At 30.4% G+C, this 23,973-nt stretch carries 22 protein-coding genes and 1 riboswitch; of the genes, 6 read left to right on the top strand and 16 right to left on the bottom strand.

From position 1 onward, the window contains the following. Positions 1 to 50: 50 nt before the first annotated feature. Positions 51 to 136: riboswitch (cyclic di-GMP riboswitch) on the bottom strand. Between the two features lie 321 nt (positions 137 to 457). Further along, positions 458 to 913, bottom strand: a complete 456-nt coding sequence (locus tag CLOTH_RS09785) for a hypothetical protein (protein ID WP_079413581.1) — start codon at positions 911 to 913, stop codon at positions 458 to 460. 333 nt (positions 914 to 1,246) lie between these two features. Here CLOTH_RS09785 and CLOTH_RS09780 point away from each other — a divergent pair, with 333 nt between their 5' ends. Then, the gene (locus CLOTH_RS09780; RefSeq protein ID WP_079413579.1) at positions 1,247 to 2,140 is read left to right on the top strand and encodes a tyrosine-type recombinase/integrase; all 894 of its coding nucleotides are present in this window, start codon (positions 1,247 to 1,249) and stop codon (positions 2,138 to 2,140) included. Between the two features lie 150 nt (positions 2,141 to 2,290). On the opposite strand, the gene CLOTH_RS09775 is transcribed toward CLOTH_RS09780, so the two are convergent. From CLOTH_RS09775 to CLOTH_RS09740, 8 genes are all read right to left on the bottom strand, one after another. Beyond that, on the bottom strand, positions 2,291 to 3,004 hold the full coding sequence (locus tag CLOTH_RS09775; protein WP_079413577.1) for a M48 family metallopeptidase: 714 nt from the start codon (positions 3,002 to 3,004) through the stop codon (positions 2,291 to 2,293). Between the two features lie 10 nt (positions 3,005 to 3,014). Continuing rightward, positions 3,015 to 6,146, bottom strand: a complete 3,132-nt coding sequence (locus tag CLOTH_RS09770) for a type I restriction endonuclease subunit R (RefSeq protein WP_079413575.1) — start codon at positions 6,144 to 6,146, stop codon at positions 3,015 to 3,017. 26 nt (positions 6,147 to 6,172) lie between these two features. Then, the gene (locus tag CLOTH_RS09765) at positions 6,173 to 6,976 is read right to left on the bottom strand and encodes a hypothetical protein (RefSeq protein ID WP_143715461.1); all 804 of its coding nucleotides are present in this window, start codon (positions 6,974 to 6,976) and stop codon (positions 6,173 to 6,175) included. 32 nt (positions 6,977 to 7,008) lie between these two features. Beyond that, on the bottom strand, positions 7,009 to 8,313 hold the full coding sequence (locus CLOTH_RS09760; protein ID WP_079413571.1) for a restriction endonuclease subunit S: 1,305 nt from the start codon (positions 8,311 to 8,313) through the stop codon (positions 7,009 to 7,011). 15 nt (positions 8,314 to 8,328) lie between these two features. Beyond that, positions 8,329 to 8,589, bottom strand: a complete 261-nt coding sequence (locus CLOTH_RS09755) for a hypothetical protein (RefSeq protein WP_079413569.1) — start codon at positions 8,587 to 8,589, stop codon at positions 8,329 to 8,331. Positions 8,590 to 8,618: 29 nt separating this feature from the next. Beyond that, positions 8,619 to 10,136, bottom strand: a complete 1,518-nt coding sequence (locus CLOTH_RS09750; protein ID WP_079413567.1) for a type I restriction-modification system subunit M — start codon at positions 10,134 to 10,136, stop codon at positions 8,619 to 8,621. A 553-nt stretch (positions 10,137 to 10,689) separates the two neighbouring features. After that, complete coding sequence (locus CLOTH_RS09745) at positions 10,690 to 11,346, bottom strand: ribbon-helix-helix domain-containing protein (protein WP_079413565.1); 657 nt, start codon at positions 11,344 to 11,346, stop codon at positions 10,690 to 10,692. A gap of 172 nt (positions 11,347 to 11,518) precedes the next feature. Further along, positions 11,519 to 13,072 carry a toprim domain-containing protein gene (locus tag CLOTH_RS09740; protein WP_079413563.1) on the bottom strand — a complete coding sequence of 518 codons (1,554 nt, stop codon included), beginning with the start codon at positions 13,070 to 13,072 and terminating at the stop codon, positions 11,519 to 11,521. 159 nt (positions 13,073 to 13,231) lie between these two features. Here CLOTH_RS09740 and CLOTH_RS09735 point away from each other — a divergent pair, with 159 nt between their 5' ends. Both CLOTH_RS09735 and CLOTH_RS09730 read left to right on the top strand, forming a co-directional pair. Next, positions 13,232 to 13,999 carry a helix-turn-helix transcriptional regulator gene (locus CLOTH_RS09735; protein WP_079413561.1) on the top strand — a complete coding sequence of 256 codons (768 nt, stop codon included), beginning with the start codon at positions 13,232 to 13,234 and terminating at the stop codon, positions 13,997 to 13,999. Between the two features lie 184 nt (positions 14,000 to 14,183). Next, positions 14,184 to 14,468, top strand: a complete 285-nt coding sequence (locus CLOTH_RS09730; RefSeq protein ID WP_079413559.1) for a hypothetical protein — start codon at positions 14,184 to 14,186, stop codon at positions 14,466 to 14,468. A gap of 65 nt (positions 14,469 to 14,533) precedes the next feature. Here CLOTH_RS09730 and CLOTH_RS10645 read toward each other — a convergent pair whose 3' ends face one another. The 5 genes from CLOTH_RS10645 to CLOTH_RS09710 form a co-directional block, all read right to left on the bottom strand. After that, complete coding sequence (locus CLOTH_RS10645; protein ID WP_158080504.1) at positions 14,534 to 14,683, bottom strand: hypothetical protein; 150 nt, start codon at positions 14,681 to 14,683, stop codon at positions 14,534 to 14,536. Between the two features lie 164 nt (positions 14,684 to 14,847). Next, entirely contained in the window at positions 14,848 to 15,540 is a 693-nt protein-coding gene (locus CLOTH_RS09725; protein WP_143715460.1) for a hypothetical protein, read from the bottom strand. A 76-nt stretch (positions 15,541 to 15,616) separates the two neighbouring features. Further along, complete coding sequence (locus CLOTH_RS09720; RefSeq protein WP_079413555.1) at positions 15,617 to 16,708, bottom strand: hypothetical protein; 1,092 nt, start codon at positions 16,706 to 16,708, stop codon at positions 15,617 to 15,619. Between the two features lie 214 nt (positions 16,709 to 16,922). Continuing rightward, positions 16,923 to 19,151 (bottom strand): DEAD/DEAH box helicase family protein, encoded by a 2,229-nt coding sequence (locus CLOTH_RS09715; RefSeq protein WP_079413553.1) that lies wholly within the window; start codon positions 19,149 to 19,151, stop codon positions 16,923 to 16,925. Continuing rightward, positions 19,135 to 19,851, bottom strand: a complete 717-nt coding sequence (locus CLOTH_RS09710; protein WP_079413551.1) for a hypothetical protein — start codon at positions 19,849 to 19,851, stop codon at positions 19,135 to 19,137. The genes CLOTH_RS09715 and CLOTH_RS09710 overlap by 17 nt, the downstream gene beginning before the upstream one ends. A gap of 382 nt (positions 19,852 to 20,233) precedes the next feature. Here CLOTH_RS09710 and CLOTH_RS09705 point away from each other — a divergent pair, with 382 nt between their 5' ends. Beyond that, positions 20,234 to 20,551: a hypothetical protein gene (locus CLOTH_RS09705; protein WP_079413549.1), complete on the top strand. Its 318-nt coding sequence runs from the start codon at positions 20,234 to 20,236 to the stop codon at positions 20,549 to 20,551. Positions 20,552 to 20,605: 54 nt separating this feature from the next. Here the strand turns inward: CLOTH_RS09705 and CLOTH_RS09700 are convergent, their stop codons facing one another. Next, on the bottom strand, positions 20,606 to 20,887 hold the full coding sequence (locus CLOTH_RS09700; protein WP_079413547.1) for a hypothetical protein: 282 nt from the start codon (positions 20,885 to 20,887) through the stop codon (positions 20,606 to 20,608). Positions 20,888 to 20,892: 5 nt separating this feature from the next. Then, entirely contained in the window at positions 20,893 to 21,813 is a 921-nt protein-coding gene (locus CLOTH_RS09695) for a ParM/StbA family protein (protein WP_079413545.1), read from the bottom strand. A 320-nt stretch (positions 21,814 to 22,133) separates the two neighbouring features. Here CLOTH_RS09695 and CLOTH_RS09690 point away from each other — a divergent pair, with 320 nt between their 5' ends. Both CLOTH_RS09690 and CLOTH_RS09685 read left to right on the top strand, forming a co-directional pair. Then, complete coding sequence (locus CLOTH_RS09690; RefSeq protein WP_079413543.1) at positions 22,134 to 22,418, top strand: hypothetical protein; 285 nt, start codon at positions 22,134 to 22,136, stop codon at positions 22,416 to 22,418. A 258-nt stretch (positions 22,419 to 22,676) separates the two neighbouring features. Next, positions 22,677 to 23,033, top strand: a complete 357-nt coding sequence (locus CLOTH_RS09685) for a four helix bundle protein (protein ID WP_158080503.1) — start codon at positions 22,677 to 22,679, stop codon at positions 23,031 to 23,033. The last annotated feature ends 940 nt before the right edge of the window (positions 23,034 to 23,973 follow it).

The raw sequence follows: 23,973 nt of genomic DNA, 5'->3' as shown, positions 1-23,973 counted from the left end.
ACCAAACAGATGCCATTAACTTATAAATTATTGTTATAAAAACAAATCATTATGGCAGCCTGTCGATCATAGAATTAAATTCTTTAGACACATGGCTTTGCGTCCTTATCTTTCGATAAGTTTGCCTTTTCATTGAAGTTATTAACTTATTATTAAGTATTCACTAATATAGGACCTTAGCCCTATATATATATATATATATTTATTCTCCACTTTTATTCTAATTCCTCCAATCAATACTAACAAATAATACTAATCTTTAAACTGATATTTTTAAATTTCTTCCGAAGAACTTCTTAGGAGATTTCCGTAGCATAAGCCTAATACATTTCATCTAAATAATAAAAAGGCTCCTTCAATTAAAATATTCAATAATATTATTATCTCCTATAGATTGACCTTTTTTATCCATTTCCCTGTGAAAATTTCTAAATGTTATACTTTCCCTCCTAAAATTCTATTTAAATTTGTTCATCATAATTTCAATGCTATATTGGTTCAATAATCCTAAGTTTTTTTGCGATAAATTTATTCCCCATTCTGGTTTACTTTTTAAATCCTCATAATCTCTATCTTTTAGTAAATTATTAGGACTTTTCCACTCTATAGCAGGGATAAGAAATACATCTGGCATCTTATTATCCTCAAACAACGCAAGTACAAGAATTAAACTTTCGTTATTAATATCAAATTTATCTTTTCTCATAAAGACATAATTTAAATCCCTACATGATTTAACCTGCATCTCATAGAATTTTCCTGATCCACTTTTAATGACAAAATCTACTCCTTTATCATCTACCTCCGTATTAAATACATCAAACCCATAGGATAAAAATTCCATCTTCATTAAATACTCTGCGTACTTCCCAAGTTGTAAATGTGATAACTCACTCCATATCATTCTAGGCATAGGCACTCCCCCTTAAATTACAAATAATTTATTTTCCTATATATTACATCTATTATATCTTTTCTTTAAATTTCCTTCTAGGGAACCTAGTTAGGAAATATAAATTGAATTCTGTTGCCAATCTGTTAATTCTATAAAGAAATTAGATTTTTATAATCCAGCAATACAGCCATTGTAAAATTTCCCCTGAAGCCTCTATCCCTAAAAAATTGGAACAAGAACTTTATATCTGCTATTTTGCTAAGATCTTATATATATAAACCAAAGTTTTTCTTGAAACAAGATTTATTTTTTCTATATACTTTTACAAATAAAAAATGGAGGTATTTAGACATGGTTAAAAGGGATATGTATATGGATAAATATTATTTTAGAGAATATAAGACTTATCTGGAAAGCCTAGATAAATCCGAATCTACAGTTAATACTTATTTGGATAATGTAATTACATTTATAGAATGGTTTAATGAGGCAAATTCAGATTCATTCCAACCCGGAACTTGTACCACAATAGATTTAAGAGATTTTCGTTCTCACTTGCTGACTGTAAAAAATGCAAAAGTCAATACGATTAATCTAAAGATAATGAGTTTAAAAAGTTATTTTTATTTCTTGCATTCCTATGATTATATTAAGCAAGATATTGCTCGTAATTTAAAAAAGGTAAAGACACAAGGTCCACCTATCGTGAAGTCTATAGATGAACAGACATTCCGAAAAATAAGGAGAGAAATATATAGAAGTGGCTATAAACACCATGTGGCATTAATCGAATTGCTTAGACATGCTCTCCGAATTAATGAGATTATAACATTAAAAATCGGTAATCTTCATCTAAAAGAAAAAGGTTCCTTTATAATGGTTTATGGTAAGCAAGGAAAATATAGAAAAGTTCCTATAAATTCAGATTGCCGTAATGCCCTAATAGACTATTTAGAAATGCGAGAAAAAATTAAAAGCCCGTATGATAATTTATTTCTATCTGAACGAAAAACACCTTACACGAGGTCGGGGCTATGGAAAATAATAGATAAGTATTCTGCTAAAATAGGAACTCATATATCGCCTCACCAGTTTAGACATTATGCAATCAAAAAAATGGTTGATGAAGGTGTCCCACTTACAGTCATTGCAAATTTGGTGGGTCATTCTTCCCTTCAGTTGTTGTCAGATGTATATGCAGTACCGCTATTTGAGGATGGCGAAAAAGCAATTCAAAAATTATAACTCAATATTAAAACTGCTCTAATTTATAGAACTCTACTTATATCACAAGTAGAGTTCTTCCTTTGTAGAGTGCTTGTTATTCTTTTTTATTAAACAATGGAGAACAATGCATAAATCCATTTATTAAAACTTCCTTGATGGTTCATTCTATTATAAATCCATCCTCACACCATTGTTCCGTAGCCACTCTTTTCTCTCTTTATAATCGGGTATAATGGATTCTACTAATTTCCAATATTCTTTAGAGTGATTCATATGAACCATATGGCACATTTCATGAACAACGATATAATCCAGCACAGGGGCAGGAACCATTACACACCTCCAATTAAATAGCAACTTATTATTTGAAGTGCAACTTCCCCACCGCTTTTGTTGCTCCTTTACCACTATCTCAGAAGGCTCCATCTTGAAATAAGGTTGAAAATAAATAATTCTTTTTTTTATTTTTTCTAAAGCCTTTTCACGATACCATTCTTGTAATGCCATTCTTAGAATCGTTTCATTGCTCGTGTTTGCAGTAATATAAAACTTACCCTGATGGAGTTTTACTTCTGGCTTTGCTTTGGATTGATCTATTATTATTTGGAGGGAGTAATTTCTACCTAAATACATAAAAGATTCTCCATTAACAAGTTCCTTATGAATTTTTATATATTTCATATTTTTGTACTCAAATAACTTCTGAACAATCCAATTTGCTTTACTCCTCACTTTTTTTATAATATCATCTTCAGATGTTCCTATAGGAGCCACCACTTTTATAATGTCTGGCGGTTCAATAGAAATTTCCAGTGTTTTTCTGTGTCTAAATTCTACTTCAAAAGCAATCGTCTTTGTTCCATATGCAAATGCTAATCTCATATTATTACCTCTACTCTGTCAATGCTGCATAATGTTTTTTTGCTAATTGTAGTAATGGCTGTACCAATTGCTTTCTTACTTCTAATTTGATTTTCTTAAAATATTTGGTTGTAAGCATCATATAGATGGCTCTCTCTATATCCGAGGTTTTGGTTGGATTCGTTACCCAGTCTATCAAATAGTTTTTCTTTACAATTTCTGCTATATCAGTAGCAATTGATTTTGATAACTCAATGATTTCATTTGAAATATATTCCGCCTGTTCTTCTTTCACAACTTCATTATTTGTTTCATCTTCTTTTAAGTGTTTCTTCACTGTTTCAAAAAATGCATATTCTTCTTTGGAAAGTCCTAAAGCCTCTGCTTCTTTTATTTCTCCTTTTTGAACATCATTCTGAATAAACTCCTGTAACTTATTTTTTCTTTCAATCCAGTTATTTTTAGTCTCATCCAATATTTTTTGGAGTTTTTCAAGGAGTGAAGTATAATATACAGGGTTATCATCCATTTTCACATGAATCACATTTTTGATGGCATGTTCCATACCAGAAGCCACCGCTTCATCAGATTCAAGAGTGTTAATCTTCTTTTTAAAGTCTGCATCAAATAGAGTAATCGGTTCAATCCAAGTCTCAACACCCTTAGATTTTAAATGGGCTGATATAATTTCTCTAACCTTTCCTCCACATCCTGCAATATCAAGTTGATCCTGTGGCTCAAATCTTGCCTTTGCTGCTGCTCGAATGTAGGATAGCCATCTTAAATCGTTTATTGTTTCTGTAGGTACATGGGCAGGGAGGATCTGTTCCATGGTGGATGCAAATCGCTTATATGCCAATTCAAATTCGGCCCTTTTATCTTCCTTCTCTATGCATTTTACAAGTTCATCTAAATCGTTAGGGTCTATACCTTTAAACATACTCATTACGGCTTCTCGATAAGAAAGCATCTGATTATATACTGCATCAATACCTTCCATTGGCTCACCCAATTCTTCTTTATCAAAAATAGCAAGGGCTTCTTCCAAATGATTAGATATGCCATAATAATCAACAATATAACCACATTTCTTTGTTTCTCCGAATGTTCGATTTACTCTAGCAATTGCTTGTAGTAGATTATGCTCTTTCAGCGGTCTATCTAAATACATTACTTGTTCTATGGGAGCATCAAAGCCTGTTAATAGCATATCTTTTACGATTATAAAACAGAGTTTATCTTTATCTATAGGCTGTAAAAATCTCTTTATAATTTGATCCTGCTCTGTCTTAGTTGTAAAATGCTCTTTTAGATGCGGTTCATCATTTGGGCTACCAGAGTAGATAATCTTTACCTCCAGTTTCTCTCCAATACTACCTTCCATATATTTATTTAAAGCATTGTAATATTTTACACAAGCCTCCCTAGACACACATACTACTTGAGCCTTAAATCCATTTGGAAATATCTGCTCTTTATAATGGGTAAGAATATCCTTGGCAATATCAGCAATTCGTTCATCTGCTTCTACAATTGCTCTCTTGTTAGCATATTTCTGTTTAATGGCTTCTTTTTCATCATCCGTTTTATCTTCAAATTCTATATCAAATAGTTCTTCTAGTGTATCTCCATCTATTTGTAATTCAGGTTTTCTTCCTTCATATACAATTTTAACTGTTGCTCCATCTTCTACCGCTTCCTTAATTCCATACTTGTCTATATATGTTCCAAAGGTTCTCTTTGTTGATTTATCCTGCTTATCAATCGGTGTCCCTGTAAATCCTAAAAAGGCTGCATTAGGTAGGGCATCCCTCATATTCTTTGCCATACCCTTATACTGGCTACGGTGTGCTTCATCAGTTAGTACAATTACATTAGTTTTTGTCGTTAATACCCCAAATTCCTTTTCAAAATATAGTCCTTTGTTCTGTTTATCATCCTTCAATACTTGTTTTTCTTCTTTTTCACCTTGGAATTTGTGTATGGTGGTCATAATAATTTGTGGCTGTGCAAGAGATAGTAGTTCCTTTAATGTTGAAACGCTATCCGCCTGTACAGGCGTTGTGATTGTAGATAAAGTCCTCATAAATGTATTGTAGATTTGCTTGTCTAAATCAACCCGGTCAGTTACTACAACTATGGTAGCATCCATGAGTTCTTCTATCCTTCTTATTTTCCTTGCCAAAAGCACCATGGTTAAGGATTTACCCGATCCCTGTGTATGCCAAATAACTCCTCCACGGCTTATAGAATCTTTGCCATCCACAAGTCTTTTCAGTGCTTTATTAACTGCTCTAAATTGCTGATATCTACAAACTTTTTTGATGCCACCTTCATATAGAAGGAAATTCCTCATAATATCTAGTAGATTATTCTTCTCCAGTATTCCCTGTAAGAATATGTTCTGCCCGTTATCTTCTACTCCTTGTATATCCTTAACCTTAAATGGGTACGGATCTTTCCATTCTTGATAATGTCCGTATGTAGAACTAATAGTTCCTAAATATCCATGATATTTATTCAATATCCCCGTAATGAAGTTAGTGTAAAAGAGCCGTTCTGCCCCTTCTACAACATTAGATTCCCTTGCATTCATATATCTTCTTAGTTGATTAAAGGCTTCATATTTTCCCATATTTTCATTTTTGCTTTTTTCCAAGAAAGGGGATTTACATTCTAGCACCACTACTGGTATTCCATTAATAAAAATAATGATATCAGGAATAATTTTCTCATGGGGACCATGAACCTTAAACTGTCTTGTTACTAGAAAATCATTATTAGTAATATTATCCCAATCAATAAACTTCACAGTATGATATTTCTTCTGACCACTTCCATCTAAATCTTGATCTAGTGAATATGATAGATTTACAATAGCATCATAAATTTTTTCATTTATCTCATATAGGCTAATACCTAGACCTTCTGGTCTCGTTAAATATCGTATTGCTTTAGATATGTTTCCATCATTCATCCAAGGATTAATTCTTCTTAGAGCCTTTTTAAGCCTTTTCTCTAGTATAACTTCTGTCATGGTTGCTCTTTCTCCATAATCGGGAGTTAAGAACTGCCCATGAATGAATTCATAACCTAGTTTATCCCGTAGATAATCTATAGCCGGTAATTCTACTAGCGTTTCTTCATTCCCTAAATACCCCATTGTATCCCCCCTTCATACGCTAATCTTTAATAATAATCATAGTTACTATAATACTCTCTTTCAATCTCTGCCTTTAACTCCATCTCATATTGCAACATATCATCTACATCTGGTAATCTTCCTAATAATTCCAACATTACTTGAGCAAAGAATCTCAAAGAATCTAATAGTTCTTCCCAATTTCCAACATATCTTTCTTTAAATGAATGTACACAATTTCTACTTTCCCTAATAAAATCCATTTTATCTCTTATTTCACTAGCATCTTTCTCTGACCATAAATTATTAGAATGATAGAAATTAATTAAATTTCCTAGAGTTAAGTCTGTTAAGTGCTTAGTTTCCTGTTTTGATTTAAGATATTCCTTAATGTCCCTTTTGAATGTATCCTTTTGTTTTTGAGTTATAATTTCTTTTTCCTTCAATTCATTTAAAGTTTTTAATAAATCCTCTTTTGTTTCATCTAGTTTAAAATTATCCCATTTTCCCCAACCAGAGTTCTCATAATCTCTTAGGTAAACACCAAGGAAAATTTGCAATAATGATTCCAATGCAGAACCTAATGAAATCCACATTTGCATAAGTCGTGCCTTATTCTCTAATGTATCATCAAACCCAAATAACTGCCCAAGTTCTTCAAAGTCGGAATTATTTATCTTGGCTTCATTTATAGGTATATTCAAAGAATAAGTTATCGCCAAAAACTGATTTAAACTATTTTCAGATAATAGTTGTTGAATTTCTTCATCCCCTGATACATAAGAAACTTTCTCTATTTCATTCACAAACTTATTAGAAATTTCATTAATATCTTTAAGAATCTCTGTCAAATTGGCTTTCTGAAAATCTAAAGCATATCTCATTATACAATCACTCTCTTTTTGCCTGTTAATATTTGTTGCATTAGTCCCTTTTTGAGTGTTATTAGTTTTTCTTTTCTAATATTATATTGTTCAATCTGTTGATCTACTTCTGATAATATAAAAGCAATTTTTTGCTGTTCTTCTAGTGAGGGACAAGGAATTTCTAAATTTCTAATCATTCCTAGAGAAATGAATTTCTGAACTCCACCATTTGACTTTTTATCAAATTGTTTTTTTATTACTTCTGATTCTAGTAAATTTTTAATAAAAATATTATTCATGTTACTGTTTTCAAATTTGATTAAGGCTACATTCTTTATTGAGAATTCAAAATCCGTATTTACAATTACTGGATTCCCTATAGTGCCAATCATTGCAAATAAAATATCTCCATTATCAACCTTGGATCTTTTTGATATATTCTCATGATCCTCTTTTGAAATGTAGGTGATGTCTTGAAAATCTATTCCAAACTCTTTAAGATTTTTAGATGTTACAAAAGGTATTCCTTCTTCTAATTGTTTAGGTGAATCATGAGTGCCATCTCTTACATCTGTAACATTATTCAACTTTTCTATTTTCCACACCTTCGGTATCTTGCCTATTTCCGTCATTTTAAATTCTGTATTCCCAATACCTTGAGTAAGTAGTTTTTGCATTAATCCCCTTTTTAGTTCCTTTGTTTTTTCTATCAATCCATCTACTTGTTCGATATGTTCATCAATTGTTGTTAGAATCGAAGCAATCTTTTTTTGTTCAGTTATAGTTGGAATGAGAATTTTAATTTTAGGTATGTTGGATCGTGATATACCATATACTGTAGCCCCTGTGGCAAGGACTCTAAACTGCTTTCTAACTTTATTGGTGCTAAAACAATATTTCTTATATAAATAATTCAATCTATTTGAAGCATCTTTAGCCACAATAGTATGTAACCCTGATACAAATGGTTTTTGCTTTTCATTAATTATAACCACGCTTTTTCCTATACCCTCATAATCCTCTGAAGCATCAGCAAAAACTACATCTCCAGTTTCAAGAAATACACCCTCTTTTATATTTGTTTCCTTAATATCTATTTTAGGCAACCATTCATCATCTTTTTCAACATTTATATAAGTGAAATTTCTTTTATGAATATCTCCATAGTGCAAGTAAAAAATTCCTTCTTCTGAAAGTTGTGATCTAGGTATAGATAATCCTCCAGAAAAATTAAAAATATTACCTATTTGTTCAACTTGCCACTCAACAGGTATCTCACCTAATTCTGTCATCTTGTATCCTTCTCTAATCTGTTTACTCATATGTCACCTCAACTTCTATACAAATTTCATAATTATCCATACAATAAATGTATTAATTAAATAATAAAGAACTTTACCTCCTATAGTTCCGAACCAAATTCCGTTATTTCTCCTCCACCTAAATATCGAGCCAACAACCTTAAAAGTAATTATAGACACAGGAATACCAATAACAGCAGACTTAAATTCATCAATACCCCACATCATCTTAAAGGCTTCTCTAAAGCCCTGAACTAATGATGTATAGAATATGTTTTTAAATAACTCTGGCTCCATAGATCCCCCATTTAAATATTGTTTCAAATCTATATTTCTTCAAATCCAAGTTCTTTTAGATATTCATTTAATTTGTTCTCTGTTTCTAATGATTCTGCTTTAATTTCTTTGATTTCTGAAATAACACCTTCAATATCTATTTCTTCTTCTTCCTCACTGGTATCTACATAGCGGCTGATATTTAGATTATAATCATTATCCTTAATCGTCTGTAAGGTTACCACTGTAGCATATTTCTCTACATCTTTATATTCATCATAAGTCTTTGTAATCTTTTCAATATCTTCTTCTCGAAGTTTATTTTTATTTCCGTCCTTTACAAATCCTTCACTTGCATCAATGAATATAACTTTCTTCTTTCTTTCAACCGGCTTTGCTTTATTAATAATAAGTAGTGCTGCTGGAATACCGGTACCATAGAAAATATTTTGTGGTAGCCCGATTACTGCTTCAACCAAATCATCTTTTAAAATTCCTTTTCTAATCTTTCCTTCGGCTCCTCCACGAAATAATACGCCGTGGGGTACTACTGTCCCCATTTTCCCTTTAGCATTTAAACTTGCTATCATATGACAAACAAAGGCTAAATCTCCATAAGACTTTGGAGGAACTCCATAAATAAATCTATTATAAGAGTCTGCTCCTGCTTCTTCATATCCCCAATTCTTTAATGAAAATGGTGGATTAGCAAGTACCTTATCAAAAGTCTTTAATACTCCACCTTCTAGGTGCATTGGTTTTCTAATAGTGTCACCTTTTCTAATATCTGCTCCTCTCGCTTCGTGAAATAGCATATTCATTTTGCAGATAGCCCATGTGGATAAGTTTATTTCTTGTCCAAACAAAGAAACATTCTTAGGATTACCACCATGAATTTCTATGTAATGCGTAGAAAAAATTAGCATACCTCCACTACCTACTGTAGGGTCATAAATCCTGTCCCCTTCCTGTGGCTTTACTATATTTACAAGTACCTTTACTACTTCTTCAGGAGTATAGAATTCTCCACCTTTCTTCCCACCTTCATCTGCAAACTGTTTAATTAAGTATTCGTAAGCATTTCCTAAAATATCTTTATTTTCAAGATAGTCATTTGATAAATTAATACTGTCAAATAAAAGCAATAACTGTGAAAGTTTATTGTCTGGAACCCTTTCTTTATCATTGTAGTTGGCTGTAGTAAGAACCCCAATTAATTCAGCATTTTTAGGTTCATCCTCAATCGCTTTAAATGCCTTATCTAACTCTGGTCCTATATTTAGATTAAGATTCTTCAGATTTTCCCATCTAGCCCTCACTGGCACAAAGAATGTTTCATATAATGAGGATTCTTCTAAGATCAACTTTATTTCTTCTTCATCCATTCCTTGTGTTAAGAATTCTTGTCTTTTTATCTCTCGTTCTATATTAAATTGATCATTCATTCTTTTAAGGAATAAAAGCCCAAATATATAGTCTTTATATTCGGCTCCACTAAGTTCCCCTCTTAATATATCTGCTGCACTCCATAGTGTAGATTCTAATTTTTGAAGTGTTAGTTTATCCATTTGTTCCACTCCTTCTATCTATTGCATATAAGTAATTTCAATGTTTTCATTATAATTCAAATTATATCATAAAAGTTATAATCCAAATATGAAATATACAATTTTATACAAATTAAACCAAGGTTTTAGTTTACATCTTATTGCATATTGTTATTCCACTGTTTAAAAGAATAACATCTTCTATCTTTACAAACAATTGAACATTATTGTTTTATATTTACAAACAATGGAACACAATATTGCATTGGAAATAACCACCTAACTCTTGCTTGTATATTGGGAAATCTTACAACTCACTAATTACCCGTATGAGTGTAATAACTTTAGGTCTATTAAAGGTATAGTATCCTATGTAAAATAATTTTTTTGTTGTAAGTACCCTTTTGTCATAACTTATTAAACAATTAAACTCTATACCTCTATTTTACCTTTCACTATATTACATACAGGTGGATTTGGGGTGAACCTTACGAAATTTTTATAAATTTTTTTAATTTTTTTTATGAGTAAAGCCTATGCATCCTACATAGACTTATTTAATAATGAACTTATACTATTTCCCAAGATATAACTTCTTCAATTTTGTCCCTTCTTCTTTTGTCAAGTGAATTTTGGTCCTGTTTAGCGGTTTAGCAGAAACCTTTTCTCTATAATCAGCAGCCCTAATTATATTACTTTCATCAACCAAGTAATTTCCTTCAGCATCTACCTTTAAAGATTTTTTATCAAATTCAACATTTACAAAGTATTCATCCCACACATCATAAGTATATTCGGTTCCTTCCTCATTGGCGTAACACTTTACTAAACTATAGTCATTTATCATATAGTTTGATTTTACTGTTCCTGCTCCTACAACTCCTTTTTCGTTCATATAAATGAAAACATAGTCTCCCGGCTTTAATGCTTCTATTGCACTTTTCGTATCTCCCCACGCAGATGCTCTATTGCCTTTTAGCATATGAAGATGACCTTCTGGCATATAGGCATTATTAGAGTTAATTATATAGTATTCCGGTTGGTTTATATTTTCAAAATCTTGTACAAATGCACTGGATATATCACTAATAATTTGATTTTTAGATACCTCTAATTGGTCTGCAATTTCAGATAATCGGTCTAGTACATTCTCATCTACTGTTATTGTAATGGACTTCTTTTTCTGGGTCTGATTCTTGAGTTTTTTAATGTAATCATAATTATTCACCATAATATAGCCCTCCTCACAAATAATAACTTATATTAATAATAATACATAATTAATATATTATCAATATTATTATAATATTTTTCTAATATTTTTTATTAATATCTGATTTATTTTTTATTAATACAATCAATAAAGCCTTATGTATTTATAACATAAGGCTCTTATAATATATTTATTTACTAACATCTTCATCAATTATTGTAATTTTTTTCTCACTATATCTAACACTTTGTAGTTCAGGCCTATTGTAAGCATAATCCACTTCTTCTTTTGTTGCTTCAGCAGCATCTTTTCCATTTTTAAGAATCATTTTATATATATTTTTAAACCCAAGTTCTTGTAATTTCTTAACATTTCCTTCAAAGGCTTTTATTCCGGCTTCATCATTATCTACGAATAAATGTATCTTTAAATTTTCTCTATTATCCTTAAATAACTGATACAATTGATACAACTGCCCACTTTTTAAATCCTTCCCAAACATACCTACTGTATTTTCATATCCATGATGACAGACCATTTTCATTACATCAAAAGGACCTTCGCAAATAAAAATCTCGTCTACTTTCTTGTTTACCAGTGAGTTACAATTATATAAGACATAACTCGATTCCAATTTGTTGTAATACTTTATATATCCTCTTTTCATTGCTTTCAACACTTCAATTTGCTCATCTTTGCTTAAAGACATATCTATATTATGGTATTTAATTTGATTATCATAATACTCATTTTCTGTAAACTGGCTTCTTCCCACTACTCCTACTACCCTATTATCTAGGTCTCTAACTGTAAAACATATTCTACTCTTAAATCCATTTTTGCAGTATTTCCCCGCATAGTAGACTCCCATCTTTTCCCCATCTTCATTAGTAAATCCCCTATTGTAGTAGTAGGGTGGATATATTCCTTTACGAAACCCGAATTCTTCAACATCCAATGAAGATAATTTTTTAGTAATAAGTTGAACTTCTTCTTGTCTTTGGTCAATTTTCTTTTGAATATCCTTAATATCTTTGGATGTTTCAACTCCATTAGAATTAATACCCATTATATTCGCAATATAGTTTATAGCGTCTATATCCGTCATACCTTTTTGTTCTGCTACAAATTTTATAAAGTTAGTTCCTTCATTACATTTGCGACAATTTATCACCCAAGAACCTTCAACACCAAACAGAAGATACGCATGTTGGTAAGGACTTGGTGTTTTCTCACATCCAAAAGGGCAGCGTATTAGAGGAGTATATTTTGCATTATCATTTCTCACGCTAAGACCCATGTCTTCAAGCACCTTAATTATATCACTTTTCCTATTTATGTTATTTATTTCTTCTCTTAATTGGGCATAAACCTTATATACATGCTCTTGATAATAATTATATTGTTTTCTATTTTTATTTCTACAGTATTGTAGATAATAGTTTACAATTCCAGCAATTTCTTCACTTTGATTTTTTGCTAAGTAATTTACCACATATCCTTCGTTTTCATAATCAATATCAAATAGACTCATTCCCTTATACTGTCCAAACTGTATAATATAATCCTTAGCATATATTCTAAAGCAAGTCTCTATTTCTTTCTTTATAAATTCATGTTGTGTCATCTTATGCATTCCCCATAAATATTGTAGCCCTGTAAAAGATGAGTGGATTTTGGGCATATTCAAAACTTTTTCCATCTGCATCCCTTTTACCTTTCCAAAACTAAATATATTTTTCATACAAACCACCTCCAAAGAATTTTGGAGGCATTATATTTACTTACTAAATGGAATTCAAATTTTTACTTTTATTTTTTTAAAAAAATTACCTTAAAATTTGATTTTTAAATTCCCCTAGATAAAATGCTAAAAAATCTAATTGAACAAGGGGGAATTATAATGAATAAAAATAAATCTGAAATTCTTTTTAAAAGGTATAAATTATATAATCATGAATTTGCGTTTGAACAACTATATTTTAATTTAGAACCTTTACTAAAAAAGGTAATTACGAATGTTACTTATGTCTATAAAGGTTCATCTATAGAAAACCAAAAATATAGTAAAATACATGACATAGAATCTGCTTTAGAAAAGAATTTGAGTATGTCTGCACTTATGGAAAAATATAAAGATGAATATATCAAACAAATGTACTGTGAAGATTATAATAGATATTCTAACAAAAAATACTCTTTATCCTATCCGTTTTGGGAATTAGTAAATGAACTGACCCTTAATGATGTTTTGAACGATATGAAAAATTGGAAAACTTCCTTTGAATGGTATCTCGCAACGAAATTCTGTGATAAATATTGGATCTACTTGGAAAAATGTTTAAGGCGAGATTTTGGTAGATATAAAACAGATAATAAAAAGACTTTCCAAGAGATTTCCTTTGAAGATCAAATTAAGAATCGAGAAGATTCCTTTTATATTAAAAACGATCTTTTTATACAATTGGATACTCTTATTTTTACCAAAGCATTATTAGAAGAATTACAAGAAAATTTGACTAAAAGAGAAAAGCAAGTGTACGATTTACTTCTATTAGGTCATTCTCATAACACTATTAGCCAATCATTAAATATATCCCTAGAAAATTCTTATAAAATAAAATCTTCTATAGAAAGCAAGTTAAAGATGCTTTTAAAAAAGTATAATTAATAAACATTTTCATTCCATTGTTTAAAATTAAAAACACTTCTAAATTGATATTGACCCAATTACTATATTGACTTAAAATGGCATTATAAAAACACAAAAAGACAATGACAATCTACCTTGTCTTTCTGTGTCTTTTTTCTGCCCACAGACAAGGTAAATTAATTTGTTGTCTGGAGGTATTATAATGAAATATGATATTGAAATTTATTTTGATAGGGATATCCATGAACTGCTTAAAGATGAAGGAATTACAACTTCTACATTGTACAATGTTTTTGAAAAGTTTGTTCAGGAGGAAATGACATTAATTGATAATGAAATTGCTAATTTTATACTTCCTTTTATAAATCCTATATCTTACAAAAGATACACACTTTACGGAAACTATCAATTCAAAAACTCTCATATAGAGTTTGAAGTTGAACTTGTTGGTATTAGCATTAAAACAGTAAAAATTAAACCCTGCTAGTTTCAGCAGGGCTGTCTCATTTATTAAAACTTTTAATCAGGTACTTGGTTAGTTATATATATTTTCTACACTTCATCTACATATATAGTACATTCTTCATAAAATTGCACTCTAAATTTTATACATCTATCATCTAATTCAAAACAAACTGTTTCTTTAGGTACAATGAAAAGTGAGTTAAGTATACTTATGGCCTCGTCTAAATCAATAGACATTACCTGCATTTTTTATCTTTATCATATTCTTCAGTTTCTTCTATATCATCTAGTCCTATTATTTTTTTAATCTTCTTTTTGATTTTTAATCTTCCTTTAGATAATAATTCAACCAATTCGGATATTACTTCTTCTTTGTATAGATATCTTTTTCTTTTAGGTATTTAAATATATTTAACTAAGGCAACTTTATCTAAATAGTTTTCTATTACTATAGCATCTTTAGTTTTAATTGGTATAATACCAAAGAAATCATCTTCTTCATAAACCTCTATTACTTCAACAATTTTAGCATCATATCCAGATCGTCGTAACTTTTTAACTTCTACTAAATGTTTTCTATCTACTTTATCTTCTTTTTCTTGCCATAACTGACTACCATAATACACATCAAAATCCGGTAATTCTTCTACTAATCTTTCAAAAATATAATTTTCATCTACATTATGTCCTTCATTTAACCTTGCTTTCAATTCCTCGCTGCCAAACTCACTAATCCATGTAAACTTAACACTATTGAAAACTTTTTCTTTGTATTTTAAGTTGGCTAGATTATTTTTTGTTAAATCATATAAGAGATTGAAATACTCATCATGCTCTTGCTTCCAACGAAGTAAATATTCAACATTTGTAAACTCATCAAAGAAGAAAAATCTGTAATCACTAGTGATTTTAATATTATCGTCTAGGTAATAATTGTATGCCATTTTTATTGGATTATTTTCTTCGTCAAAGCCATCAAATCCTACATAGATTACTGCTTCTCCTTCATCATTTAGTTGAACTAAACCTTTATATCCATCTTCTACTTCTGTTTCAATACATTTAACTGCTGAAATTGGGCTACTACCTTCCAAATATCGTTCACTCCAACTCTTTTCTAATAAATAATATACTTTTGCTTTTATCATACAAATCATTCCTTCCTATAGTTTAATATTCAGACTTATGCTCAAATGGACAGTCATAGATGATACTTTCTAGGTTTATTTCCTTAGGATTAAATGTTAAAGCATGATTATTCCAGAACTCTAACACTTTCTTCATTTCTTCTTTATCTTTGATATTTCTTTCCTGCGGTTCTTTTACTATATGCTCACCGGGAAACATGGTAATTAAATAGTATTCATCTGGATTCTCAAAACTTTGCTTTAGCACAACAACACATTTATTTATAAGTCTTGATCTACCATTTAGTGTAAACTTTGAATAAATGTCTCTATTTTTTCTTTTGGCATATACAATCTTATGCCCAGATGTAATTTCGCATAATTGTGTATATCCAATATCAAATGGAAAATCAATGACCATCTCGACAAATTTATCTTTTACTTGTTTAAATTCACCTTTTAATTGCATATACTTAATCAAATTCTTATAGGGTAATATAAACTGCTTTTTATGCACTTCCATGTATTTTCTAAATTTATTAGTTTGAATTATTTTAATTTTATTTTGTTTTTCTTCTTTTAACTCATTCTCTATACCTATCACAGTATGACAATATCTATTTTTATCATCCAAAGAGTAGTTATAGAGGCAAAGACTATTTTCTCTAACTGCAATACACTTTTTACTTGCCTTCCATCCATATTCATAGTAATCCGTTAACACTTTTTCCACTTGATCCATATCCATATCTATATAACTTCTACTTTCTTCCCTACCGTCATATTCATTATAGAATATATTAACCATAGCCATCTTTCCTTGCTTAGAAAACTCTTTAACCTTCTCTAAAGCCTCCTCTTTAGTCAGGTATTCGTTATTTGACTTGGAAAACTCTACTATATCTCCATTATTCATTAGTAATGTTACTGCCAAGTCTGATTTTATGGCTTTATAATATCCTTTATTGTAAATATACTCATCAAATGTAACCATTACTTCACCCCAACCACAAGTGTTTTCTAAATCGAGTTCTGAAATATATGTGTCATTAACAGACACCCAAACAAAACTCCCTAATTCATAAATAGCATTAACTACTTCATTGGAATTATTTAAATACATAAATTTCTTCATAGTAAATTCCACCTTTCATCTTTTTAATCTATTATCAATCTTTTGATTTATCTGTGGCCACAGATATCAAAACCGGTTTTCTCTGTTACATCTGTAACATAACATACAAATTTCACATTTTAGGTTTCACATGAAAATTTTTTAATTTTTTCTGTTTCAATCTTTTATACTTTGTCGCAAAATAAAAGAGCCTCAAATACGAGACTCTTGCCTACTAAATTCTTATTTTCTTAATTAATTTATTGATTATATTACTATTTTCTATTTCTTCATCATAGTTAATGAACTCAATGCTTAACTGTTTTCTTATCTTCTCCACCTTTTCTTCTGCATCATTCATAGTTTCTAATAAATGTAATTGTTCCTCTATAAAGCGATCAAGAAACTTTGGTTCTCCAAAAGATTGATTACTTAAATTATACATAACAGCAGACTTCTTCCCCTTAGTCTTTCTCATGATTCTACCTAACCGCTGCACTTGCTGACGCTTACTTCTTTTCCCTTGGTATATAACCCCTACACTCATATCTGGTATATCAACGCCCTCATCAAAAGCAGTTGGAACGCAAATTACTTTAGTGGTATCTAATTTAAGAGATTGAATTGTCTTTTCTTTTATTGCTTTATCCAATTGTGAATGGTATAGTTTTATTTTCTCGCTGCCAAACTCACTAGCCAATTCTAAATAAATTTCCTCTATATCCTTAATATACTCTCCAAAGAGAATGACTTTGTCATCAATGTGCCTCTTTACCAGTTCAATACATCTTTTCTTCCTATCTTCTGCATTTAATAACAACCTCTTTAGTCTTTCAAATTTTCCTATATAATTCTTAACTGAAAGTGCTATTTCTTCATTTCTTCCAGCAAATTCGTACAGCCATTCATCAAAATATATTTTCCAGTCCTTATCTCCATATTGTTGCTCAAATTCTACCTTCTTTTCCGAAATATAATTAAGAATATCTTCAAACTCTTTCAGATAATAATATGCTAAACTACTTATTCCTTCTTGGCTAAAATTGATATTATATTTAGAGAGTGTCTCTGTTAATTCTTTTTCTGCATCTGCTAACTCTTTCTTATACATATGGAATCTTTTCTGTTCCTCAATGCTTAATTGATAAGAAACATCTACAATGTTTATTGGAGATATTATGCCATCTCCTAGAGCCTTAATAAAACTATAAGTGTATATTATATCTCCTAAATATTTTTTTAACTTGCCATTTTTACTGTAGTCACTTGGAAGTGTAGCACTTAGTGCAATAGAAAAATAGTTTATTCCTGTTTGCTGATCCTTGGGCATATAGTCAATCTTATCAAAAATCTTAATATTTTGTGGTGATTCGTAATGATGACATTCATCTGCTACAATAAAGTTTAGGAAATTTGTATTCCCTACCATATTGTCAGTTATTGTACCTATGAAATCCGCACTGAATTTTCCTTGGGCAGTTTTATCTATATAAATTGTTATTTCTCTTTTTTTCTCATTTCTATTGTTTCCCCTTCTCCCTATATACTTAGTTGGTATGTGAAGTTTCTGTACTAAGGAGTCATACCAATTATCCATCAGTGCTTTGGTAGGAACAATAATTTTTACCTTAATATCTTTATACTGTTCTTTTATTCTGTGTATAGAATAAAGTGCAAACTTTGTCTTTCCACAGCCTGTAGCCACCTCAAAAGTTCCTTTATATCTATTTTCAGTCCATTTCTGATATGCTTCATTCTGCCACTGGTACAAAGGCTCATCCTCTAAATCTAACTTATATTCCATTTCAGGGGCATAAGCGTTTATTTTATCTATTTGCTTATAAAGATATGCGTTATAGACTTCTTTTCGATATTCCTTTATTAGAAGCATCTCCCTTAGTAATGTATCTACTATTCCTTCTAGTTCCTCATATATTCTATCTACATTATTTAAAAGAGCATTTTCCTTATATATCCCAAACACATATTCATCTACATCATCTTCAAGTTCTTCAACCATAAAACCTTCCGCTATAGAATTTGAATTGATAGGAATACCTTTTATTTTTAAACCTATTTTTCTAGCGACTCTTTTTGTTCCACTGATAGAAAAGTCACTAACATTTTCCTCTCTATACTTCTTTAGTAAAATATTCTCTAGTTTTGCATAAGCCTCCTCTAAATCAACCACTTCTTTTTCAAATTTTTCTATATCAATCTTTATATTATTATCCTTATAAATCTTGATTAAAGATTTTGTTTGGGTATATATATTTTCCCACTGTTCTCTATACTCCATTATCCCACTGAAGGTATCCTTAAAATCCTTTAGTGTATCTATATCATCAAACCGTTGACCTTGAAACTCGAAATCATCTTCGATTATAGGAATCCAATATTCAATACCCTCTCTTTGTTTCTGTATTTCTTCTATAATCGGTTCTATCCTATTCAAATCTGACATCAATTTCACCTCTATATACCGCTATGTTTTCTTCTTTATGCTTTTCTATCATCATCAATAATTCTTCTGCATGTCTATAGTTATGATCTGCTAGATAAAATCTTACAGCATTTGTAGCGATATCTTGATAACTTATACTGAATACTTTCTTAAAATCTATTACTGCCATATGGTCTATACTTGGAATTTTCCAAGAGGGTTTACTAGTTATATGACTAAACTGCTTATTATTGTAGGCTGATTCATAATCAATCATTGCGTGGTAGTTCTCTAAATCTCCGAACTTTTCTTTTAACTCATTTAATTTTACAAGGCTAATATCAGGTATTTTTCCTTTAGATTTTTCCTTCCTCTCAAGAATACCATCATAAATTTCTTGTGGAATATAATGTCGTAATGCATACTTTAATACTTCCTGCTTAGAACAACTTCGGCAATAAATAAAATCTTCTATGGCTTTTATATCTATATCACCAAACATCCAACCTGTATTTTTCATTTCAATTTTGTTTATCTCTATATCTTTATCTGGAAAATCAAATTTTACTTTACGCTTTGACTTTTGCTGTAGTTCTTTATTATATGTAGAAATTAGCATCTTTTTCCTTAATAATTCACTTATAGTTTCTTCCTTAGCCTGATTTAAAACATCACTATCGAACAATGCTAAAAAATCTTGCATATCCTTATTTGACCCCATAATCCTACTCCTTTATTTATCTTCTTCATATATCTTAATCAAAATTTTTCTCATATATAAATTATCACATCTAAAGTTATGTTGCCAATAGGTATATGTCTATACCAGCATTATCATTATCCCCCTGTGTAGATAGGGCTAATTATATTAAACTTTTCCGTTATTTCTTTTTCTATATAAGAGTCTCATTTCTAAATCTCTATTTAGGCTCCCGTAAACCATTCAGTTTTCTTTATGTTACAAATACGAACCTACTTTCTGTCTGACCTACTTTTATAGTTCTTTTTCGTTCATTTTTCTTACTAGGTTTTTGAAATTTACTTGACATAGCATAGAATAATTTTTTATCATGCTACCATCAAATTTAAAGGAGTGATGTCATATGGATAAATTAACTATTCAGGTTCAAGACTTTTTAAATATCTCGTTAGAAGATTGTTTAAACTATACACCGTATGAAAAATTAGAGAATACTATTAAATCTTCTACCGAATCTTTAATAAAGAAAATTACAAATGATACAAATAATACATTATCCAAGGAAGATAAAATAGTATATTTCTTGCAGCAAATGCTTCTAAGAATGTCTACTCATGATAAATGGATATCTCTAAGAGATAAGCATAATTTAGACCAAAATTATCTCTATACTGTAATTAAAAAGCATGTATATCTATATGCACCAGAGTTTATACAGTAGGAATACCTTATAAAAGAAACAGGAGTTCATCTTTACGATAACTCCTGTTTCTTTCTATAGTCCTGATAACATTTCAAATACATCATCAGGTATTACTGTATCTTCTTTTTTGCCTTCGGCTTTCTTTACAGCCATCTCTAATCCCAGTTCCTCAATTGCTTCCTTAACACCTTCTTTTACTATCTCCTTATAGATTTCATTATCTTTATCTATATAAGCAAGAACGGCATCTGTAATAAATGCCGTCTTTGCTACTTGTTTCTGTATGGTTTCAAAAGCCTTCCTTGCCCTTTCATTCTCTAAATTGAAGCACAAGTTTATTCTCTTGGTATTCATATCAATCACCTTCTTCTTAATGCTTCTTTAGCCAACATCTCGAATCCTAACGCATTTGCCAATTGTGGGTTCGGAAGCAATTCATAGTAATTAATTCTTTTATTATGCTTGTCCAAATTCAAGATATTCTCAATTATAATTGCCCCACCGCCCATTAATAAGTTCATAGTGGCTTGTAATTCATATCCATTTTCTCTAAGTTCGTCTAGCATTTCGTTTATAAAATCTACTGTTGTAGTTTGGATAATATTTTCAATATCATCTTGGAAATAAATACTTTTTTTACCTTGTAAAGTAGATTCTATTTGTGGTTCACTAATTTCTATCCCTGTTGCTTTTCTAATATTCTCTTGGATATTCTTAATTAGTTTTAACATTCCGTAATTTAGACTTATGGCAGATTCCAATACTGGTTTTCCACCTTGAATTTTTACAGCATCCAATGTTACTTGCCCTATATCTAATAAGTTTAAAAAATCAACATCCTTGTACTTCCAGTAGTTTACCATAAAACCACCTATCGCCTGTGGAAAGCACATTACTTCTTTAATATGGGCTACATATCTTTTATTCTTGTACTTAAAATCAATCCCTTCCTTAGTAAAGTAGTTTATATACTTTTCCTTCAGTTGGAAATGAGATAGTGGTAACCCTATGCCTAGAACGATATTTGCCTCACTAACTCCTTCTTTCTCCATACGCATTGCCAATGCGGGTAAAGTGAGTATAAAGTAGGTATCATCTATTGTTTTATCGTATCTATATTTTGACCTACTATCTATGCAATGAAATCTCCCGTTATATTCAATATATTCATCTACTCCACTTGGACGGTTACGATATGTCATGTAACCACAGTTGTACATACCATCTCCACTTTTTACCATCCTATTTCCATGATCGACACCTAATACTATAATTTTCATACAAATCACTCCTCTACAAAATTAATACTAAATCCATCATTTTATCAAATACCTTGTCTTTTGATTCAGGTGCATTTTAGTAACTGTAAATTAGTGATTGCAAGTATTTTTTATAAAAAATAAGAACCTTTTATTTGGCTCCTTTGCTTTGTTCTTATTTATAATATGTATATTAATCAATCAACCCCAACTCTTTGTATTACAAGGCTTCAAGATTATTTTATAGTGACAAAATTTATAACATAGTCTTGAAAATAAAATACTTGAAACCAGAAATTATCTATATTTATCATGATATAAATTTTCTAGGAGGGATCTAAATGAATAATTATATGGTAATTCTGGAATCAACTGAATCTATGTTTATACAGACTAACGCAGGAAAAGAAATTACTGCGAAGATATTAACTAGATACTTTTTATTAAAACAATTTAATGCAACCTACAAAAGTGTTTCTCAATATTTTATCGAGTATGGCTATATAGCCAATGAGTTTATTGAAGTTGGTATTAGCCTCTACAATACCCTCGCTTCTAAAAATTATAAAGTTATTGATTTATCTGCAATTAAGCAATATATTCACAATCAACTATCCCCAAACTAAAGTGATATCTTGTTTAAAACATACACTCCTTTAAAGCAACTGCCTTAACAAGCAGTTGTTTTTTGTTTCCTTCCTTAAATTGCTACAAAAAAATCTTTCTAAGCCCCTGATTACTCACTCTCATGTGTTATGTTAATCCCATAAGGGAGATTGAGATATATTTAGTCTACATCATCTCCCTCACCAAATAATTCAGATATCGAAAGGATGATCAACATGAATAACACTCAAACAACTCACATTAGGGATTTTACACAATTGAAAGTCTGGAACAGAGCCATTGATTTAAGCGATCATATTTACGGGGTGCTTGACAAATTCCCACAGTATGAAGAATATGCAACTAAGACACAAATCATTAAGTCTGCAAATTCAGTTTCCGCTAATATAGCAGAAGGAAATAGCCAGTGTTCTGTAAAGAGAGAACTATACCATATAAATATTGCAATTGGGTCTACAATGGAGACTAAAAGTTGGTTATTACTAAGTCTTAGACGAAACTATATTACTCAAGAGCAATTTGATCAAATTAATCTGGTAATTAATGAAATAGTAAAGATGCTACATGGTTACAGAAAAAAACTATTTATGTATTTGGAGGGTGAGGAAGAATAGCACCCCTATTCTTCTATAACAACTTCATCTTCTTTTTCCACAAGAGACTATTTGCCTTTTCCCAAAACTTTATTTTCTTATTTCTTATGCATACTCCTCTTAAGCCTTAAATCTTAATTCTTGATTTACTAACTATGTATAAGTCAAATAATGTTTTGAGAAAACTCCCTAACCCAACAATCTCCCTCAAACCCTTATCACATCTATCTCCCACCCACTTTTCAATACCCTTTCCATTTTCTGAAAGTAAAATAAAGTTTTTAGAAAAACTGGTCATTTCTTAGTTCTTTTTTCTTAGTTCTTGAGCCTTTTCAGTAAAATAAAGTCGTTGGAAAGTTAGTCGTAAGGATCAAGGTTTAAGGGGTAAATTTTGCCCCCTTTTCCATTCTTCAAATCAATAAGATCTTTCAATATAATAAATCAATACATGGCTGAAAGCCTTATTCTATAGGGGTTTTATCAATGTTTAATTCTCTTTCTTAATCCTTACTACTTATTCCTTCTGACGATATACGCATAAAAAAATTGCGGATAACGGTAGCCTATAACCTGCTACTTATCCACAATTTTTCTAACAACTTTATTTTCTCTCTAACGAGTTTATTTTACTTCTAAAGACTTTATTTTAGTTATACAGTTGGAAGAACAGACATAAGAATAAAGGTTTAAGGGGTATGATTTGCCCCCTTTTCAGTCTTAAAATCAATAAAATCTTTCAATTGTATAATACAAAAAAAGTTCACCTAAAAACTCCACCACCCTCAACCCCTTTTCCCATCATCCTTTCAGCCCATTTTTTATCCATTTTTCATTTATTAATGTCAAGGTTATTTTGTACGATTATGCCAATATTTTTATGTACAGTTTTGCTAGGTTTCTTTATTAGAAATCTTAGAGAGCGCAGAAGCAGTTCTATAAGAGTTGCCTAATATATTTACGA

The sequence above is a fragment of the Alkalithermobacter paradoxus genome, from assembly GCA_002029295.1.
Taxonomy (GTDB): domain Bacteria; phylum Bacillota; class Clostridia; order Peptostreptococcales; family Peptostreptococcaceae; genus Alkalithermobacter; species Alkalithermobacter paradoxus.
Note: the sequence above shows the minus strand (reverse complement) of the source record. Positions and strands in the feature narration are given on the sequence as shown.

Coding starts and splice junctions, on each gene's coding strand:
- CLOTH_RS09785 (WP_079413581.1), bottom strand. CDS start 913: ATGCCTAGAATGATATGGAGTGAGTTATCACATTTACAACTTGGGAAG.
- CLOTH_RS09780 (WP_079413579.1), top strand. CDS start 1,247: ATGGTTAAAAGGGATATGTATATGGATAAATATTATTTTAGAGAATAT.
- CLOTH_RS09775 (WP_079413577.1), bottom strand. CDS start 3,004: ATGAGATTAGCATTTGCATATGGAACAAAGACGATTGCTTTTGAAGTA.
- CLOTH_RS09770 (WP_079413575.1), bottom strand. CDS start 6,146: ATGGGGTATTTAGGGAATGAAGAAACGCTAGTAGAATTACCGGCTATA.
- CLOTH_RS09760 (WP_079413571.1), bottom strand. CDS start 8,313: ATGAGTAAACAGATTAGAGAAGGATACAAGATGACAGAATTAGGTGAG.
- CLOTH_RS09755 (WP_079413569.1), bottom strand. CDS start 8,589: ATGGAGCCAGAGTTATTTAAAAACATATTCTATACATCATTAGTTCAG.
- CLOTH_RS09750 (WP_079413567.1), bottom strand. CDS start 10,136: ATGGATAAACTAACACTTCAAAAATTAGAATCTACACTATGGAGTGCA.
- CLOTH_RS09745 (WP_079413565.1), bottom strand. CDS start 11,346: ATGGTGAATAATTATGATTACATTAAAAAACTCAAGAATCAGACCCAG.
- CLOTH_RS09740 (WP_079413563.1), bottom strand. CDS start 13,072: ATGAAAAATATATTTAGTTTTGGAAAGGTAAAAGGGATGCAGATGGAA.
- CLOTH_RS09735 (WP_079413561.1), top strand. CDS start 13,232: ATGAATAAAAATAAATCTGAAATTCTTTTTAAAAGGTATAAATTATAT.
- CLOTH_RS09730 (WP_079413559.1), top strand. CDS start 14,184: ATGAAATATGATATTGAAATTTATTTTGATAGGGATATCCATGAACTG.
- CLOTH_RS10645 (WP_158080504.1), bottom strand. CDS start 14,683: ATGTCTATTGATTTAGACGAGGCCATAAGTATACTTAACTCACTTTTC.
- CLOTH_RS09720 (WP_079413555.1), bottom strand. CDS start 16,708: ATGAAGAAATTTATGTATTTAAATAATTCCAATGAAGTAGTTAATGCT.
- CLOTH_RS09715 (WP_079413553.1), bottom strand. CDS start 19,151: ATGTCAGATTTGAATAGGATAGAACCGATTATAGAAGAAATACAGAAA.
- CLOTH_RS09710 (WP_079413551.1), bottom strand. CDS start 19,851: ATGGGGTCAAATAAGGATATGCAAGATTTTTTAGCATTGTTCGATAGT.
- CLOTH_RS09705 (WP_079413549.1), top strand. CDS start 20,234: ATGGATAAATTAACTATTCAGGTTCAAGACTTTTTAAATATCTCGTTA.
- CLOTH_RS09700 (WP_079413547.1), bottom strand. CDS start 20,887: ATGAATACCAAGAGAATAAACTTGTGCTTCAATTTAGAGAATGAAAGG.
- CLOTH_RS09695 (WP_079413545.1), bottom strand. CDS start 21,813: ATGAAAATTATAGTATTAGGTGTCGATCATGGAAATAGGATGGTAAAA.
- CLOTH_RS09690 (WP_079413543.1), top strand. CDS start 22,134: ATGAATAATTATATGGTAATTCTGGAATCAACTGAATCTATGTTTATA.